Origin of the sequence: Bacteroides congonensis, assembly GCF_900130125.1 — a bacterium.
Lineage (GTDB): Bacteria > Bacteroidota > Bacteroidia > Bacteroidales > Bacteroidaceae > Bacteroides > Bacteroides congonensis.
On record NZ_FQXY01000011.1, the window covers coordinates 677162 to 695888 of the forward strand.

The 18727-nt window shown below is 44.1% G+C and carries 14 protein-coding genes; 5 read left to right on the forward strand and 9 right to left on the reverse strand.

The genetic code is table 11. From position 1 onward, the window contains the following. Positions 1-6: 6 nt before the first annotated feature. From BQ7997_RS20090 to BQ7997_RS20130, 9 genes are all read right to left on the reverse strand, one after another. On the reverse strand, positions 7-1212 hold the full coding sequence (locus BQ7997_RS20090; RefSeq protein WP_073347795.1) for a hypothetical protein: 1206 nt from the start codon (positions 1210-1212) through the stop codon (positions 7-9). Positions 1213-1350: 138 nt separating this feature from the next. After that, positions 1351-1995 (reverse strand): ATP-binding cassette domain-containing protein, encoded by a 645-nt coding sequence (locus tag BQ7997_RS20095; protein ID WP_073347796.1) that lies wholly within the window; start codon positions 1993-1995, stop codon positions 1351-1353. 19 nt (positions 1996-2014) lie between these two features. Continuing rightward, the gene (locus BQ7997_RS20100; protein ID WP_073348475.1) at positions 2015-3562 is read right to left on the reverse strand and encodes a DUF4836 family protein; all 1548 of its coding nucleotides are present in this window, start codon (positions 3560-3562) and stop codon (positions 2015-2017) included. A 51-nt stretch (positions 3563-3613) separates the two neighbouring features. Then, positions 3614-4312 carry a 16S rRNA (uracil(1498)-N(3))-methyltransferase gene (locus BQ7997_RS20105; protein WP_073347797.1) on the reverse strand — a complete coding sequence of 233 codons (699 nt, stop codon included), beginning with the start codon at positions 4310-4312 and terminating at the stop codon, positions 3614-3616. Between the two features lie 8 nt (positions 4313-4320). Next, a complete protein-coding gene (locus tag BQ7997_RS20110; protein ID WP_073347798.1) occupies positions 4321-4914 on the reverse strand; it encodes a bifunctional nuclease family protein in 594 nt (197 codons plus the stop codon). Between the two features lie 12 nt (positions 4915-4926). Further along, positions 4927-6177 carry a nucleoside permease gene (locus BQ7997_RS20115; RefSeq protein ID WP_073347799.1) on the reverse strand — a complete coding sequence of 417 codons (1251 nt, stop codon included), beginning with the start codon at positions 6175-6177 and terminating at the stop codon, positions 4927-4929. Between the two features lie 413 nt (positions 6178-6590). Continuing rightward, positions 6591-7769 carry a class I SAM-dependent rRNA methyltransferase gene (locus tag BQ7997_RS20120; protein WP_073347800.1) on the reverse strand — a complete coding sequence of 393 codons (1179 nt, stop codon included), beginning with the start codon at positions 7767-7769 and terminating at the stop codon, positions 6591-6593. 37 nt (positions 7770-7806) lie between these two features. Continuing rightward, positions 7807-8451 (reverse strand): 3'-5' exonuclease, encoded by a 645-nt coding sequence (locus BQ7997_RS20125; RefSeq protein ID WP_022139879.1) that lies wholly within the window; start codon positions 8449-8451, stop codon positions 7807-7809. 6 nt (positions 8452-8457) lie between these two features. Beyond that, positions 8458-9117, reverse strand: coding sequence for a DUF5063 domain-containing protein (locus BQ7997_RS20130; protein ID WP_044655196.1), 660 nt, complete (start codon positions 9115-9117; stop codon positions 8458-8460). Positions 9118-9240: 123 nt separating this feature from the next. Between BQ7997_RS20130 and BQ7997_RS20135 the strand changes: the two genes are divergently transcribed. From BQ7997_RS20135 to BQ7997_RS20155, 5 genes are all read left to right on the forward strand, one after another. Then, positions 9241-11736, forward strand: coding sequence for a DNA translocase FtsK (locus tag BQ7997_RS20135; protein ID WP_073347801.1), 2496 nt, complete (start codon positions 9241-9243; stop codon positions 11734-11736). A gap of 19 nt (positions 11737-11755) precedes the next feature. Further along, entirely contained in the window at positions 11756-12403 is a 648-nt protein-coding gene (locus BQ7997_RS20140; protein WP_073347802.1) for an outer membrane lipoprotein periplasmic chaperone LolA1, read from the forward strand. A gap of 38 nt (positions 12404-12441) precedes the next feature. Further along, positions 12442-13392 carry a thioredoxin-disulfide reductase gene (trxB, locus tag BQ7997_RS20145; RefSeq protein WP_022139875.1) on the forward strand — a complete coding sequence of 317 codons (951 nt, stop codon included), beginning with the start codon at positions 12442-12444 and terminating at the stop codon, positions 13390-13392. A 649-nt stretch (positions 13393-14041) separates the two neighbouring features. Then, complete coding sequence (locus tag BQ7997_RS20150; RefSeq protein WP_083589310.1) at positions 14042-17122, forward strand: SusC/RagA family TonB-linked outer membrane protein; 3081 nt, start codon at positions 14042-14044, stop codon at positions 17120-17122. 16 nt (positions 17123-17138) lie between these two features. Further along, on the forward strand, positions 17139-18710 hold the full coding sequence (locus BQ7997_RS20155) for a SusD/RagB family nutrient-binding outer membrane lipoprotein (protein WP_083589351.1): 1572 nt from the start codon (positions 17139-17141) through the stop codon (positions 18708-18710). The last annotated feature ends 17 nt before the right edge of the window (positions 18711-18727 follow it).

Genomic DNA, 18727 nt, shown 5'->3' on the forward strand with positions numbered 1-18727 from the left:
TTACATCTATGCCTTGTGCATCCAGATGGAGAGAACCTTTCTCTTGACTGCCAATATGTTGATAACCGATACAACGATGAATAGCAGGATTCCCATGCTGATAGCAGCCCATAACGTTCCTGTTTCCAGTTGCGGGAAAAGTAATCGGATACTGTCTATGTAATAACCGCGTAGCCAGCAGACTAAGCCGATGGACAGGACGAGTACGATAACATTTAGTCCAACTGTGAGTATCTGATAAGGCAATGCTACTCTGTTGGGGCTGTATCCTATTAGTAGCAGGCTTTCCAACTTGGTCGTATTTTTTTGCAGCAGCAGGAAAATGCTGAGCATCAGGATATAGAATGAAAGGATACTGATAAATAGACCGACTCCCAATACGATGCCCACGATGAGGCGGAGAAAATAAGTCGTTTTTCCGGCATCCAGTTTTCCGTCTTCCGTTTCGTATCCTTTCTTTTGGAAATAGCTGGCGATGGAAGAATCGGCCGGATTACTGACTTCGATAATCAACCGGGCAGGCTGTGCTTCTGCGTTCGGAGCAAAGTTTTCATTGGCCCATTTCATAAAAGATTGAGGAACAAGAATCGTATTCAGACGATTGGAGAAACCGACAATGTTCCCTTTGTACTGTTCCACCCGTCCGTTACCGCGCATCATGATGTCCATTTGGATAAGTCCCATCAATCCTTCCGATAGCTTCGGCAGGCTGCGGCTTTGGGCAAAACCGAAATTATAAAGATTCAGATAGTTGCGCGGGATGATAATGGGGATGGTATGAGTTTCTTCGTCAAAGTGCCATTTGTCGAGTTTGATGTCAACGAATTCGTCGGGAACGGACTCGAAAAACATATCGGTGGAAAGATGAATGCCTGCCTCTCTCATTCCCAGCCCTGCTGATACTTTGAATTGGGAAGGGGTAAAAGCTCCGATGGTTTTGGTGAATGGTTGCTTTTTCAGATCGGCGATGTCTTCGGCGGTAAACGTGTTGTTCTTTCCTGCAAAAGAACCGAGTGTGCTAATTTTCTTCGTAGCTATGATGAAATCCTTTTTCATAAAGCTGTCCCCTTCGGTGAATACCGGAATGACATCTTTATAAAACTGCACACTAAGCAGTACAATCATCATGCCGAATAGATTGGCCAAAAAGAAACCGATCAGTTGACCGATACTGATATGTTGACGGAGAAGTTTCCAGACAAGGGTATTCATTGTTTTATACTTGATTATTTTGATATGGAAGATTTTGGCACGGATTACACGGATTACGCTGTTTTCCTATAAATCTTAAACCGTGAAATCCGTGTAATCCGTGCCTAGTCTCTTTATGATAATACATAGTCATTTCTGTTATAATTTGAAAATATAATGATAAGGCAGGTCTATATGCTTGCCGATGGAAGTCGCGATAACTCCGGCTCCCTGCTTTTCGGCTTCGGCAATGACGAGTTCTCCCATGATGTGGCTGTTATCATCGTCCAGATGGCTGACAGGCTCATCCAAGAAAAGGAAATCGAACGGTTGGCAAAGTGCGCGGATGAAGGCGACACGCTGTTGCTGTCCGAAAGAGAGTTTGCCGGCTTTGACGTTTATCTTATCCGCGATACCCAGTTGTTCGAAGAATGTCAGAATCTCCTTTTTCTTCTTGCAGCCGGTAAGGTTATTCTTCAGTTGCACATTCTCGAGAGCGGTAAGCTCGGTGAAGATGCGTAAATCTTGAAAAAGCATACTCAATGAATGTTTTCTCAGGTCGACCCACTGCTTCACGGAGTATGCTTTGATATTGGTTTCATCGAAATTGATAATCCCCTGATAGTCGTTGCGGTAGCCATAGATATAGCTGCACAAAGACGATTTTCCGGTGCCGGAAGCGGCTTTAATCAGATACATTTCTCCTTTCCGGAAGAAAAGGTCTTGATGCCATACATCTGAAGTCACCGAATTACGGTCAGCAAACACTTGGGGAAGTGTTTGCTGTAGGTGAATACTATTCATACCGTTTGTTTACAGATTATTACATGCCGGCAAATTGCCTGGCAAAGTCTACAATTTGTTTGAGGGCATTCACGTCTTTGTCTTTCAGGCAGAGGTCGAATTCACTGACTTCTCCTTCGGTACTCATAGACAGGTAGGATACTTTATTGGCCAGTTCAAGATAGGTCTTTACTTCCTGACCGCCGAAACCTGCCAGCATTTTGACAACAGGAAGTTCGAGAATTGCTTCTGCATTGATAGCATAGAATACCGTTTTACCCTTCATCGCTGATGCATAAGGAGCTTCCTTGATAGACTTGTCTGCTGCTTTACCTATGTTTTTATAAAGTAACTCGTCGTTGGTAGCATACATCTGTTTATCTTTGATGCCATAAAATATATTCATACCTCTGGTTTTGTAGACATATTCGTCTTTTCCAAGTTCCAGAATATCTTCCCCTCTTTTCAAGTCTAGTGATTGTTTGTTCTTGTAAAGAGCTTCGAGTGCGTTTCCGTTCTTTACGTCTGCGTATAGCATGAATGTCGGAGCGCTGTTCATGGTAACGTTAATCAATCCCGCAGAAATATCACCGTTGAACGAACTGAACAATTCTTTTACTTCATCAGCCTTGGCGATGGATATTGTGTTTCGGAATTCCTTGTTTTCACTTAGCAGGTTATAAAGTCCTTCTCCTTTTACGCCTACGTTAAGAAACATCAGTGTAGAAGCCGGGAAGTATTTGACAAAAGTACTGTTGGTTTTGCCAAACGATTCCATCTGTTTTTTCAGTAACGCCTTAACAGCTTCGTTTTCTGTGTAGTTTTCACTCTTGAGGACAATCTTTCCTTTTTCAAAATTCAGTCCACCTACGAAAGTGATATCTTCCGGCTTCACTTCGGCAGGTAAGCCCATACTTACCTGGTTGCGGTAGGTTGATGGAATAGCATCCATTGAAGCGAAGAAGTTAACATCACTTTTCTGTTTTTCCATTTTCTGGAAAGCGCCGGATTTCACGATACTGTTGTCGGCAGTCTGTTTCATCAGGGCGGTGATGCCTTCTTTAGCTTTATCCGTTTGTGAAGTACCGTTTACGGTGACAATTATCACAGTAGAGTTGTTGAAAGCAAGCAGGCTGCCGTTCATGGTTGTGAAGCTGTAACCGTCAGCTTCGCTGACCGGCTGGCAGATTTGTTCTTTAGCCATCACATCCAGTGAAGCATGCAGGTTATCCTCGTTGCTCACTTTACCTACGACGGCAGGATATGGGAAAGAAGATGAAGAGAAAGCATAGAACGGGGATTCTACATCAATACCCGATTCGCCGGGGTTATTCATGACCTTCTCCAATTGTTGGAAAGTGGCGGCATTCATTCCGCTTTTCAGCGCTTCCAATACCTTTTGTTTGGCAGCTTCATTCTCTTTATCGTTCAGCCCTGCTTTGGCGGCAAGAGATTTGAGGTTGATAGAAGCGACTACCGAGGCATCAGCCGGTATCACGTTAGTGTACTCTGATGTCTTGGAACATGCTGCCAGAAAAACAATCAGTACTGCCAGTACCGAAAGTCGTGAAATCATTTTCTTTGCCATACTTATGTTATTTAAAAGTTGTATAATCATTGATTCAGTCGGTTTCTACGGTTATTGGTTTTGCAGATTCAGCGTATGACAGGCTACCAGTGCCGCTGTTTCTGTGCGAAGCCGTGACTTGCCCAGGCTAATGGGAACGAATCCCTGCCCGATGGCTTTCTTCACTTCCTCTTCACTGAAGTCCCCTTCGGGGCCTATCAGTACGAGTGCGTCTTCTCCGGGTTTCAGGATATTCTTCAACATCGGTTTCTCGCCTTCATAACAATGGGCGATAAACTTCTGTCCCTTAAAATTCCGGGTGATAAACTTATCGAAATCTGTCATCTCATTCAGCTTGGGCAATCGGGCTTTGAGTGATTGCTTGATTGCTGAAATGAGAATTTTCTCTATCCGTTCGGTCTTGATGACTTTGCGTTCCGAGAAACGGCAGTTGAGGAAAGTCAATTCGTCAAACCCTATTTCGGTGGCTTTCTCTGCAAACCATTCGTTACGATCCATATTCTTGGTCGGTGCCATGGCGATATGGAGATGGCAGGGCCAAAGCGGTTCCTGAAATATCGTTTTCTTGATGGCCACCTGGCAACGTTTGTTGGTTGCAGCCGTAATTTCTGCTTTATAGAAATTGCCCTTACCGTCGGTGAGGGTGATTTCATCTCCGATACTTGACCGCAGGACACGGATGCAATGCTGCGCTTCCTCTTCGGGAAGTTCCTTGCTCTTTTGTATATCAGGAGTATAAAATACGTGCATAATACTAGTTACTGATTTTTATTTCTTGAATTGATTTGATCCCGTATCTGTGCGGCCAATTCGTAATTCTCATCTTTGATAGCCTGTTGCAATGCCTCTTCGAGAGAGAGGGAAGTAGGGGCGGAAGAACTATGCTCTTCTTCGGATTCTTCGTCATCCTCTGTTTCTTCGGAGCGGTTTCTTTTTTCGGCAGACATCCGCAGGCATTCCTGTTCAAGGAGGGATTCATAGATCAGAATCGGGCAGTCGGCACGTACTGCCAGTGCCACTGCATCTGAGGTGCGTGCGTCGATACGTATGATTTCCTCATCTTTTTTAAGGTAAATATAGGAATAGAAAATACCATCTTTAGCTTTGTAAATTAGCACACGTATCAAGCTCGCTCCCAATACTGTGAGGCTTGTGGTGAACAGGTCGTGTGTCAACGGACGGGGTGTCTTGACTCCTTTCAGATACAAAGCGGTAGCCTGGGCTTCCGCCGGCCCGATGATAATCGGCAATTGCCGTTCACCGTCCACTTCGCCTAATAGCATGGCAAATGCGCCTATCTGCGCCTGGCTGTTTGTGATATTTATAACTTGTAATTCTACCTTTTTGTCCATTGTTTTTCTTACTTAATTTGTTTGACTCTCCCGCTGGTGCTTGTACTTGAATACCAAGGCAAACAGAACACCGATGACGAGTGCATATGCTGCAAATATCAGCCATATTTCTGTCCATTCACGACTTACCAGTTTGCCGTCGGCATATACGGAGAATGCATCCACTACAGCACCACTGGCATATCCGCCGATGATTGCCCCCAATCCGTTGGTCATCATAAAGAATAACCCCTGCGCACTGGCGCGAATGGAAGAATTGGTTTCCTGTTCAACAAACAACGAACCGGAAATGTTGAAGAAATCAAAGGCCATGCCGTAAACGATCATGGAAAGGATAAGCATCCACAGTCCGGAACCCGGATCTCCGAAACCGAACAGGGCGAAGCGGAATACCCATGCGAACATACTGATTAACATGACTTGCTTGATACCGAAATGTCTCAGGAAGAATGGTATAGCGAGGATAAACAGTGTTTCGGACATTTGTGAAATGGACAAGAGTATCACCGAATGTTTCACCCCAAAAGATTCCGCAAATTCCGGAATGCTGGCAAAGCTACCCAAAAAGAGATCGCCGTACGTATTGGTAATCTGTAACGCTGCCCCCAAAAGCATGGAGAAAAGGAAGAAAATAGCCATTTTCTTTCTTTTGAACAGTACCAATGCATCCAACCCGAAAGCGGAAAGCAAGGATTTGTTTTCTGACTTGGCAGGCCGGCAAGCCGGAAGGGTGAAAGAATAAATCCCGAGTAGTAATGCAGATACGGCACCTACATAAAGCTGCGCGCTCGAATTCTTGAATCCGGTAAGGTCTACCGCCCACATGGCACAGATGAAACCGATTGTTCCCCATACACGGATAGGCGGGAAATCTTTGATAAGGTCGCACTTATATTGTTCAAGGGAGTTGTATGATACAGTGTTGGCCAGTGATAAGGTTGGCATATATACCAGCAGGTTGAGCAGCATAGCCCAATACATCTGATCGTAAGTGGTTGCCGTAGAAGCATAAAAGAGACAGGCTGCTCCCGCAATATGGCAAAGTCCGTATAGACGTTCCGCATTAAACCATTTATCGGCAATGATACCGATAATACCGGGCATCACCAATGAAGCGATACCCATAGTGGCAAAAATGGCTCCGATCTGCCCACCTTCAAAGTGGAGTTCTCTGCCCATATAACCACCTAGAGATATTAACCATGACCCCCATACGAAGAATTGCAGGAAGTTCATAATAATCAAACGAACTTTTATACTCATGACTTTTTTAATTTGTGTTTCTCTTTTATTGATAATAGATGCAAATATAATATTTTCATTGGATAGGTGGACTAGTTATTTGATAAAAAGGCGATAAAAAAGGGATAAATGCGAAGAATCCGGAAGACTTACAAGAGAAAAAGCTAAAGGAAGGGGTATAAAAAAAGAAGGCTATCTATCCCAGACAGCCAATCTTTGTTAACCTTAAATCTAATACCATGAAAAACACAGTGCAAAGATAAGAGGTTTTATGTTATACAACATAATGTTTTACTGTAAATCTTTTGTTTGTTAACTCTAATTAACTTTGATGCTTCTAAATTTCTGCTAATACGCTCCATCTGACCGCAACAAAGTGTTTTTATTGATCCATCCGAATGGAAACCCGGCTCCAGCGCCTCGCTGGTCGTTGGTTATTCTACGTAGAGTACCAAACCTTTCAGGTATTCTCCTTCAGGGTGGTAGATGTTTACCGGGTGATCGGCGGGTTGAGTTAACTGGTGCAGGATACGTACACTGCGCCCTGACATGGCGGCTGCGGTAAATACAGCAGTGCGGAAATTATCCTTGGTCACTACTTGCGAACAAGAGAAAGTGAACAGGATGCCGCCCGGCTTGATTTTCTCGAATGCCTTGGCATTCAGTTTCCGGTAACCTTGCAGTGCATTTCGCAACGCATCTTTATGTTTCGCGAACGCAGGCGGGTCAAGGATGATTAAGTCATACTGGTCTCCCATGCGGTCAAGGTATTTGAAAGCATCTTCGGCAAAAGCCTCGTGGCGAGGATCGCCGGGGAAGTTCAGTTCCACATTCTTGTTCGTTAAATCAATAGCTTTGGCGGAACTGTCAACAGAGTGAACGAGTTTTGCACCACCGCGCATGGCATAGAATGAGAATCCGCCGGTGTAGCAGAACATATTCAATACCGAACGGTCTTTTGCATAACGCTCCAGTAAAGAACGGTTTTCTCGCTGGTCTACAAAGAATCCCGTTTTCTGTCCTTTCAGCCAGTCCACATGAAACTTCAGGCCATACTCTTGTGCGATATTGTCATTACTTCCGCCTTTCAGAAAACCGTTTTCGGGGAAAAGGTCGGCTTTAAAGGGAAGCGTTGTTTCTGATTTATAATAGATATTTTCAATCTTGTCACCCATCACTTCGGACAAGGCTTCGGCGATTGCCATGCGGTCTACATGCATTCCTGCCGAATGTGCCTGCATGACAGCGGTCTTGGCATAAACGTCAATTACCAGTCCCGGGAGATTATCCCCTTCACCATGTACAAGGCGATACGTGTTGTTGATCGGGTTCGTGGCAATACCGATGCTTCGGCGCATGTCATACGCTATTTCCAGTTTACGTTTCCAGAAATCGTGGCCGATAGGTTCCTGACGGAAAGAAAGCACACGTATGGCAATACTTCCGATTTGGAAATGCCCTGCGGCGATAAATTCTTTTTTCGAGGTGTATACTTCTACTACTTCACCTTCTTCGGGTTCTCCGTCGAAACGGGAGATTGCACCGGAGAAAATCCAGGGGTGAAATCTTTTGAGAGACTCTTCTTTGCCGGGTTTGAGGTATACTTTATGCATGTTGGTAGTAATTGGTTTTTTAGTGATAAGTGATTAATCATTTGGTGGAAACCTGCTCAGGACATTCCTTTTTTTCTTCGGGAGCTATTTCATAATTACCCGTTTGTTTCAGTTCCTGCAACAGGTTGTAGATGTTGAGACAAGCCCAGGCGTCGGTAGCTGCATATTGCTTTTGTCCGTCGCTTAACACATCGGCTTCCCAGTTGGACAGGCGCTGTGATTTGGAAATCTTTTCCTTGAACAGGATTGCGTAAATCTTTTGCAGGCTTTTGTCCTGAATGCCGAACTGGCGTACATAATCTTGCAATTCGATGCAACTCTGCTGGTTGAAAGGCGCACGCTTGTGCAACATCATAAAGTCGTCTTTTAGTGAAAGCCCGACTTTAATCACACCCGGATTTTCCAACAAGTCAACTAGCGGCTGCGTTAATCCGGTCATGTTGAGGCGGAACAAAAAACAACATTCCTCGGACGAAACCTGAAGGAGCGCTACTTTATGCGATTGGCCTTTGGTGAAGGAAGGGCGTGTCTCGCTATCGATACCTATCACAGGTCTGGATTGCAGATAAGCTACCGCCTTTTCCGTTTCCGTCTCCGATTGGATAACATGGATTCGTCCCGGAAAAACAGTTTTCGGGAGTTCCTTTAATTCATCTTTATCTATGGTTCTTCTTACAATCATTTTTGTTTATTCATCGTGGTGACAATGGCAGCCGTCTTCGTGACAGTGGCAATCGTCATCGTGGCAATGACAACCGTCTTCTTCACAACAATTGTCGGCATTGCCTGGTTCGTAAAATCCTTCTTCATTGTCCTCTTCCTCTTCTTCCTGCTGCTGGTTATACTTCACATCGTGGAGTGCGCGTAGCGTATTTACCAGCTTCTGCCCCCATAACATTCCGAAGTTCTCCTGGCAAAGGGCCAATGAATCGTTCATCGTTTCGTTCAATCCCAGTTGGAAAACGAAGATAAAATCCTTGATATCCTGATAGATATCCGCCAAATCTTCCGAAATGGACTTCTTGATAGGCTGGTCGCTATAAACCATGTCCTGCACGAATACGTCCAGATAATCATCCTTGTCGCCCATCAGTTCCGCAAGGTTAATGCGCAGAATCTCGTAGATTTCCTCTGTTACATACGTTTCGAGTACTTCGTCCCCGATGGTCTCGCATTTCGGGAGCATGGATGCTTTGAGATAGAGTAGGGGAAGTATTTTCAGGGATGTATCAACGAAGTCGTTACGCTTCATGCGTTCGGCACGTTCGAGGAATGCGCAAAATTCGGCGGCTACCGTTACGAACTCAATTACATTCTTATCAAATATCGTTTGGCTTTCTTTTTCCATAATCAGCATTGATTTGAAACGCAAAGGTAAGAAAAAGGATTGAATGAGCGTAGCGCTCGTTATTTTTTTATTATTTTTGCAGCTTAGATTGTGATTCCAATTTTATAAATGAATAAAAGACTCATGGCAAAGAAGAAATTAGATAAGGAGACAGAACGCACTCCCGCTTCCCCAAGTAAATTTGTTGCAATATTCAAGAACGAAACCGTTCATTTTGTCATCGGACTGATGTTGGTCATCTTTTCCGTTTATTTATTGCTGGCCTTTTCCTCGTTCTTTTTCACGGGGGCAGCCGATCAAAGTATTATCGACAGTGGAAACCCGGCTGACCTGTCAGTCGTCGATAATCATGTGAAAAACTATGCAGGTTCACGCGGGGCGCAGTTGGCAAGTTATCTGATTAATGACTGTTTCGGTATCTCTTCTTTCTTTATCCTCGTCTTTTTGGCGGTGGCGGGATTGAAGCTGATGCGTGTGCGTATCGTTCGCCTGTGGAAATGGTTTATCGGATGTACCTTACTGCTGGTTTGGTTCTCCGTATTCTTCGGATTTGCTTTTATGGATCATTATCAGGATTCTTTCATCTATTTGGGTGGTATGCACGGATATAATGTCAGTCGTTGGTTGATTTCGCAGGTAGGTGTGCCCGGAGTATGGATGATTCTGCTGATAACGGCTGTCTGCTTCTTTATATATATCAGTGCGCGCACGGTTATCTGGTTGCGCAAACTCTTTGCGTTAAGTTTCCTGAAACGTAAGAAGAAAGAGGAAACGGAAACCGCTCCGGCCGGAGATGATAATCCGGAATTTACAACTTCTCAACCGCAGGAAGTCGAATTTAATCTGAAACGGACTTATAAACAGACACCACCGGTATCTGTGATGGATATACAAGCTGAAGAACCCGAAGAAGAAGATTATCCGGTGAGCCAATTGGAAACGGAAGAACCTTCTTCCCCATCTGATGAAAACGAAGGAGTAACCATGGTGTTTGAACCGACTGCTTCCAATTCAGCTCCATCAATGCCGAAAGAAGTTGCCGGGGAAGAAGAACCCGGCTTTCAAGTGGAACCGGCAGCTACGGAAGAAGAATATCAAGGGCCGGAAATGGAACCTTACAATCCGACCAAGGACTTGGAAAACTACCGTTTTCCTACCATCGACCTGATGAAACATTTCGAGAATGACGACCCGACGATTGATATGGATGAGCAGAATGCGAATAAAGACCGTATCATCAATACATTGCGTAGCTTCGGAATTGAAATCAGTACGATTAAAGCGACCGTCGGCCCTACGGTAACTCTGTATGAGATTACGCCGGAACAGGGGGTGCGTATCTCCAAGATTCGCGGATTGGAAGACGATATCGCATTAAGCCTTTCTGCCGATGGTATCCGTATCATCGCTCCAATACCGGGTAAGGGAACTATCGGTATTGAAGTACCGAACAAAAATCCGAAAATTGTTTCCGGCCAGAGTGTTATTGGAAGTAAGAAATTCCAGGAATCGAAATATGACTTGCCTATCGTATTGGGTAAGACGATTACAAATGAGGTCTTTATGTTCGACCTTTGCAAGATGCCGCATGTATTGGTGGCAGGTGCGACCGGTCAGGGTAAGTCTGTCGGGTTGAACGCGATTATTACCTCCTTATTATATAAGAAGCATCCGGCTGAACTGAAGTTCGTGTTGGTCGACCCGAAAAAAGTTGAATTCAGTATCTACTCGGTAATCGAGAATCATTTTCTCGCCAAGCTGCCCGACGGTGGCGAACCGATTATCACGGATGTAACCAAAGTGGTGCAAACCCTGAATTCGGTTTGTGTGGAGATGGATACCCGTTATGACCTCTTGAAGATGGCACATGTGCGTAATGTCAAGGAGTATAACGAGAAATTTGTCAACCGCCGCTTGAACCCCGAAAAAGGACATAAGTTTATGCCGTATATCGTAGTCGTTATCGACGAGTTCGGTGATTTGATTATGACGGCAGGTAAAGAAGTGGAACTTCCGATTGCCCGTATCGCCCAGTTGGCGCGTGCGGTCGGTATTCATATGATTATCGCTACGCAGCGTCCGACTACGAATATCATCACGGGTACGATTAAAGCTAACTTCCCGGCGCGTATCGCCTTCCGTGTATCTGCCATGATGGACTCCCGTACTATCCTCGACCGTCCGGGTGCGAACCGGTTGATTGGTAAGGGGGATATGCTTTTCTTGCAGGGAGCTGATCCGGTGCGTGTGCAGTGTGCCTTTATCGACACGCCGGAAGTGGAGGAGATTACGAAATTTATTGCCCGTCAACAGGGTTATCCTACTCCGTTCTTCTTGCCCGAATATGTGAGCGAAGATAGTAGCAGTGAGGTAGGGGATATTGATATGGGACGCCTTGATCCGCTGTTTGAAGATGCTGCGCGTTTGGTGGTTATTCATCAGCAAGGTTCCACTTCATTGATTCAACGTAAATTTGCTATCGGCTACAATCGTGCCGGTCGTATTATGGATCAATTGGAAAAGGCCGGTATCGTAGGCCCTACGCAGGGTAGCAAGGCACGTGACGTTTTGTGTATCGACGATAATGACCTTGAAATGCGTTTGAACAATTTGCAGTAACCGTACGTTTATTAATCAAATGAGAAAGTACATTTTTAGTGTTTTAATAGCTTTACTGTCATTGCCTGTGATTGCTCAACAACAGCAGTCGCAGGCTAAAGCTGTTCTTGATAGGACAGCGGATGCCTTTCGGAAAGCAGGCGGTGTGAAAGCGGATTTTGTTGTAAAGGCGGTGACGAACGGTCTTGCGGAAGGAGCAGAGAACGGAACTATCCAACTGAAAGGGGGGAAGTTCGTGTTGAAAACTTCCGATGTGGTCACATGGTTTGACGGGAAAACGCAGTGGAGCTATGTAGCAAAGAATGATGAGGTGAATGTCAGTAGCCCGACTCAGGAAGAATTGCAGCAGATTAATCCCTATACATTTCTTTATATGTATCAGAAAGGATTCTCTTACAAGCTGGGAACGACAAAAACATTTCGTGGAAAAGCAGTTTGGGAAGTGATTCTGACGGCTAAGGATAAGAAACAGGAATTGGAACGCATCACTCTTTTTGTGACGAAAGATACTTATGAACCTCTGTATATTCTGCTTCAACAACGTGGTCAGCAGGCACGTAATGAAATCACCGTTACGAGTTATCAGACCCGGCAGAATTATGCGGATAGTGTTTTCGCTTTTGACAGGAAGCAGTATCCGGGTGCGGAGATTATAGATTTGAGATAAGATGTTATTGAATAACAAAACAATAAAGGTATAATAAAATGGCAGAAATAGAAAAAGTTAAGTGCCTGATTATAGGATCAGGGCCTGCCGGATACACGGCAGCGATTTATGCAGGACGTGCCAACTTATGTCCGGTGCTTTATGAAGGGTTACAGCCCGGTGGTCAGTTGACAACGACTACGGATGTGGAGAATTTTCCCGGTTATCCGGAAGGTATCAGCGGCCCGCAGTTGATGGAAGATTTGCGTGCCCAGGCCAGTCGTTTCGGAACGGACGTCCGTTTCGGGATTGCGACGGCAGCGGATTTGAGCAAAGCTCCTTATAAAATTACGATTGACGGCGAAAAAGAAATTGAAACGGAAGCGCTGATTATTGCTACCGGAGCTACCGCCAAATACTTGGGTCTGGAAGACGAAAAGAAATATGCCGGTATGGGTGTAAGCGCTTGCGCTACTTGTGATGGTTTCTTTTATCGTAAGAAAGTCGTAGCTGTTGTCGGTGGTGGTGATACAGCTTGTGAGGAAGCGATTTATCTTGCCGGCCTGGCTTCAAAAGTGTATCTGATTGTCCGTAAGCCTTTCCTGCGTGCATCGAAGATTATGCAGGAGCGTGTGATGAAGCATGAGAAGATTGAAGTTCTTTTCGAACACAACGCTGTCGGTTTGTATGGTGATAATGGAGTGGAAGGTGTAAATCTGGTGAAACGTTGGGGTGAACCTGACGAAGAACGTTATAGCTTGCCTATCGACGGTTTCTTCCTCGCTATCGGTCATAAGCCGAATGCCGATATATTCAAAGATTATATTGATACGGACGAAGTGGGTTATATTATTACGGATGGCGATAGCCCGCGTACAAAAGTTCCCGGAGTCTTTGCGGCAGGTGATGTTGCTGATCCGCATTATCGTCAAGCTATTACTGCTGCGGGAAGTGGTTGTAAGGCTGCTATTGAAGCTGAACGTTACCTTTCCGCGAAAGGAATTATTTAAAAAGAAATCATCATCGGATAGTTTTTCCGGTTATTATCAAATAGGAGAAGAATTAATTCTGAGTGTCTTCTCCTTATAGAATCGCTTAAATCTTACCCTAAGGAATGTGCTAAGGCTCATAAACCTGGGGAGGATTTAGGCGATTTTATTGTTATGTCTTCGCTATACCGTTATCGTCTTATATGTGTTTTTTTGTTGACCGCAGGTTGTATATTGGGAAATATGGGGTTAGCATTCATGAATATTATTCTTATCCTACATCATTTTTACAAGTAGATAGAACTTTAATGAAAAGATTGGCGTGTCTAATCTGCTATTTATTAGTTTGTTTTGACTTATTTATGGTTCGTTTGTTATATATGTCTCATATTAATATTGTAATTTGTATTTATAAATTATCTGCTATTATCTTGGCGTCTTCTTTCAATTTTAACATATAATTTATTGCATATTTGCTTATAGTGTGTATATTTGTGGCGTTAAGCCTTGAATAATGGGTGTAAAACGAAAACTTTAATCAAATTTCGAATTTGTTGTTGATGCTGTTATTATTTACAGTGTTTTGATTTTTGCGCGATAATGAGTTCTTGTATGTAAATATAGTAGAATATTATTTGTTTATAACTTTTAATTTTAAATTTATTACTGAATGAAAACAAATCTGAATCGCAAAGGTTTCTGTCTGCTTTTTAGCTTTTTGTTACTTGCAAGTGGTGGGAGTGCATATGCATCCGACTCTCATACTGTCAGTCAAGTACAAGACAATGTAATCAGTGTTTCTGGTACTGTAAAAGATACCAAGGGAGAAGCTCTGATTGGTGTAAGTGTACTGGTGAAAGGTACTACTAATGGTACGGTAACTGACCTGGATGGAAAATTCTCTTTGAAAGTTTCCATGGGTGATGTTCTTGAATTCTCGTATATTGGCTATGCCAGTCAGTCTGTGACGGTAGCTAATGCTAATCCTTTAAACATTGTGTTGGATGAAGATACCGAAGTGCTGGAAGAAGTTGTGGTGACAGCTTTGGGTATCAAGCGTGCTGAAAAGGCGTTGACGTATAACGTTCAGCAGGTGAAAGGCGATGAACTGACTGCCGTAAAGAGCTCCAACTTCATGAGTTCATTGGCCGGTAAGGCTGCCGGTGTGCAGATTAACAACAGTTCATCCGGTCCCGGTAGTGGCGTAAAAGTTGTGATGCGTGGTGCTAAGTCTATCAGTCAGAATAACAATGCGTTGTATGTGATCGATGGTATTCCGATGTACAACGTCAATACATCAAGTAGTGGTGATTCAATGAACTCACGTGGTAGTACGGAGTCCATTGCCGACATTAATCCGGATGATATTGAAAGTATGTCATTGTTGACCGGACCTTCCGCAGCCGCCCTTTATGGCTACGAAGGTGCTAACGGAGTGGTGCTTATCACAACCAAAAAAGGACGTAGTGGTAAGACTAGCCTGAGCTACAGCTTGAGCGCTACATTCAGTAACCCTCTGATGATGCCCGAATTTCAGAACAGATATGGCAACATGACGGGTGAGTCGGATAGTTGGGGCAATCCTACGGATTATCGTTACGATCCTTCCGGCTTTTTCAACACAGGAACGAACATCACTAATTCTGTTGCTCTTTCTACCGGTACTGACAAGAGCCAGAGTTATTTCTCTGTAGCTGCCACCAACGCTACAGGTATTTTGCCTAATAACGATTACGACCGTTACAACTTTACGTTCCGCAATACGGTTAACTTCTTGAATGACAAGTTTACCCTGGATACCAGTGCCAACTATATCATTCAAAATGACAAGAATATGATTTCCCAAGGTTCTTATATGTCTCCATTCCCGGCTCTTTATCTGTTCCCGCGTGGTGAAAGTTTCGAAGACGTTGCCACTTACGAACATTTCGATCCGTTGACAGGTGCCACAACACAGTTCTGGCCTTACGGTCAAATGGGACTCGACCAGCAGAATCCTTACTGGACGATGAATCGCATGAACCGTGAGACGGAAAGAAGACGTTATAAACTGGCTGCCAGTCTGCAATATAACATTATGGAAGGACTGAACGTGCAGGGACGTGTCAGCATTGACAACACTGAAAACATCTTTACGGAAAAGTTCTATGCCGGAACATTGGCTACGTTTTCCGGCCCGAAGGGACACTATAAGGAAGACGTCCGCCTCGACCGTCAAACTTATGCCGATGTAATGGCAAACTTCAATAAGACATTCGGCGATTTCAATATAGTTGCCAACGTCGGTGCCTCTATCAAGGATACTCGTATGAAATCCAGCGTGATAACCGGAAACTTGGAATTGGTGACTAATCATTTCACGATTGAGAATCTGTCCCGTACCAATAACTATAAGGTAGAAGCTGACGGTTTGAAACGCCAGACACAGTCTGTTTTTGCTAATGCGGAAATCGGTTGGAGAAGTTTCCTTTACCTAAGTCTCACGGGACGTTCGGACTGGGATTCTGCGTTTGCGTTCTCCGACAGAGGAACAAAGGCTTTCTTCTATCCTTCTATAGGTCTTTCCGGTATCTTGAGTGAAGTCATCAAATTGCCTGACTGGTTCACATTCCTGAAAGCCCGTGTATCCTATACTTCCGTAGGTAACTCTTATGATCCGTATATGACCAAAGTGCGTTATGAATACGATCCGCAGAACCATGCTTACAAAGTTATGTCTCACTATCCGAACTCTGACTTGAAACCGGAAAAGACCAACTCTTTCGAAGCAGGTTTGAATATGCGTTTCTTCGACAACTCATTGAACCTTGATATCACTTATTATACCTCTGACACCAAGAACCAGACGTTCTACGCACCGCTTCCTGCAAGTTCAGGTTTCAAAGATGTAGCGATTCAGGCAGGTAGTGTACAGAACCAAGGTATTGAGATGGCATTGGGTTATAACAATGAGTGGAGAGATTTCGGTTGGAGCTCCAACCTGACATTTACTTATAACAAGAATAAAATCAAGTCACTGGCAAATGGCGTACAGAATCCTTATACGGGTGAGTTGATTCAAATGGACTTTGTTGAAAAGGCTCGTTTGGGTAGCGGAAATGCTCCGACACTGCGTCTGGTAGAAGGTGGCTCTATGGGTGATATCTACACTAACCGTGACTTCAAGCGTGACAATAACGGTTATATTAGTCAGGATCCCAAGACCGGACTACCTACTATGATTGAAACAGAACACAGAAAGATTGGTTCCGTGTTGCCTAAAGTCAATATGGGTTGGAGAAACTCGTTTACTTACAAGGGCTTCCGCCTGAATGTATTATTGAGCGGACGTTTCGGCGGTAACGTGGTTTCCGGCACACAGGCGTTCATGGATCGTTTCGGTGTATCAGAATATAGTGCGAAGTTGCGTGATGCCGGTGGTGTAGTGATTAACGGACGAACGATTACTGCCAAGGATTATCTGGGCATTGTGGCAGCCGGTTCCGGTGAAAGTGACTTCTATGTGTACGATGCTACCAACATTCGTTTGCAGGAAGTAAGTTTAGAATATACTATTTCCAGAAAGAAACTGCGCAACATTGCCGATGTAACATTGGGCTTGATTGGAAACAATCTTGCCATGATTTACTGCAAGGCTCCGTTCGACCCCGAACAGGTGGCGTCGTCTACCAGCACGTTCTACACAGGTGTGGATTATTTCATGCAGCCTAGCTTGAGAAACATGGGTTTCAGTGTAAAAGTACAATTCTAAAAAAATGGAACGAATTATGAGAAAAATCAATATGATTAAGACTGTAAGCGCAGTAACTTTTGCATCATCGTTGTTACTCGCTTCATGTACAGGAAACTTTGAAGATTTAAATACACATCCCACGGATGTTTATGATGACCAGATGACTGAGATTGAGAAGGTCGGCTCGGTATTTCCCGTGATGACTTATCTGCTCAATCCGCAACAGGAAAACAATAGCCAGATGACTGAACAAATGGTGGGATCACAGTATGGTGGTTATTTTACGTGTACTAACAAATGGAACGGTACCAATTTTAGCTCGTTCAATCCGCAACTTAACTGGGTGGATACTCCTTTCAAGGATCTGTTTACGGATTTCTATCCTAACTTTCTGAAGGTGAAAGACCAGACCGGAGGTGTCGGAACGATTTATGCCTGGGCTTCCATTATCCGCGTAGGCGTAATGCTTCGTGTAGCTGACACGTATGGTCCTATTCCTTATTCTCAGATGGGGCAGGGTGAATTTGCCGTAGCTTATGATGATGTTAAGGATCTGTATCACAACATGATTACTGATCTGACGAAGAGCATTGAAGTACTGTCAGGTGTTAGTGGAACTTCGACTGCGTATGCAGACTATGATGTGATGTATCAGGGTGATTTCAGTAAATGGGTGAAATATGCCAATTCGTTGAAGTTACGTATGGCTGTGCGTATTGCAGCTGTGGATACGGAATATGCCAAACAAGTGATGGCGGAAGCTATTCAGAGTGGTGTGATTGAGTCCAATAGTGATAATGCTTACCTGAAGACCTCTAATAATCCATTCCGTCTGGCTTCACAAGACTGGGGTGACTTGGCTGTTAATGCTACGATTTCTGCCTATATGAATGGTTATAATGACCCTCGTATTGGTAAATACATGACGGAGTCTAAACAGAATTATTGTGGAGCACGCATGGGTAACAACAGTGATAATTTTAAGAATAATTACGGACAACCGGGCGTTTATGGATCAAGCGCAAACTATTCGAAACCGGCATTTGAAAGAAACTCATCGATGCCTGTATTTTATGCCGCCGAAACTTATTTCCTGAAAGCGGAAGCTGCTCTTCAAGGCTGGATTGACGGTGGAGAGGTTGCTGCCAAAGGATATTATGAACAAGGTATCCAAACTTCTATGGAACAATATGGAGTGAGTGCTGGTAATTATTTGTCAAGCACAACAAAACCGGCAGGTTTTACGGATGCCATAAATGCTAGCGATAGTTATACGTTTGCAACTGCAGCAGCTTCTGTAGCTTGGGAAGATGGTGATAACAAGCTTCAGAAGATTATTACCCAAAAGTGGATTGCTAATTATCCGATCGGTTTTGAGGCTTGGAATGACTTCCGCCGTACAGGCTACCCAGAAATGGTTCCTCCCAAAAACAACTTAAGTTCAGCCGGATATATCGGAGATATTACTGATGGTCGCATGGTACGCCGTCTTCCTTATCCTTCTACGGAAAAGGACAGCAACTCTGCTAATTTGGAAGCTGCAATTTCTATGCTAGGCGGTCCGGATACAGGTAACACAGACTTGTGGTGGGCTAAAAAGAACTAATCTTTAAATTATTTCAA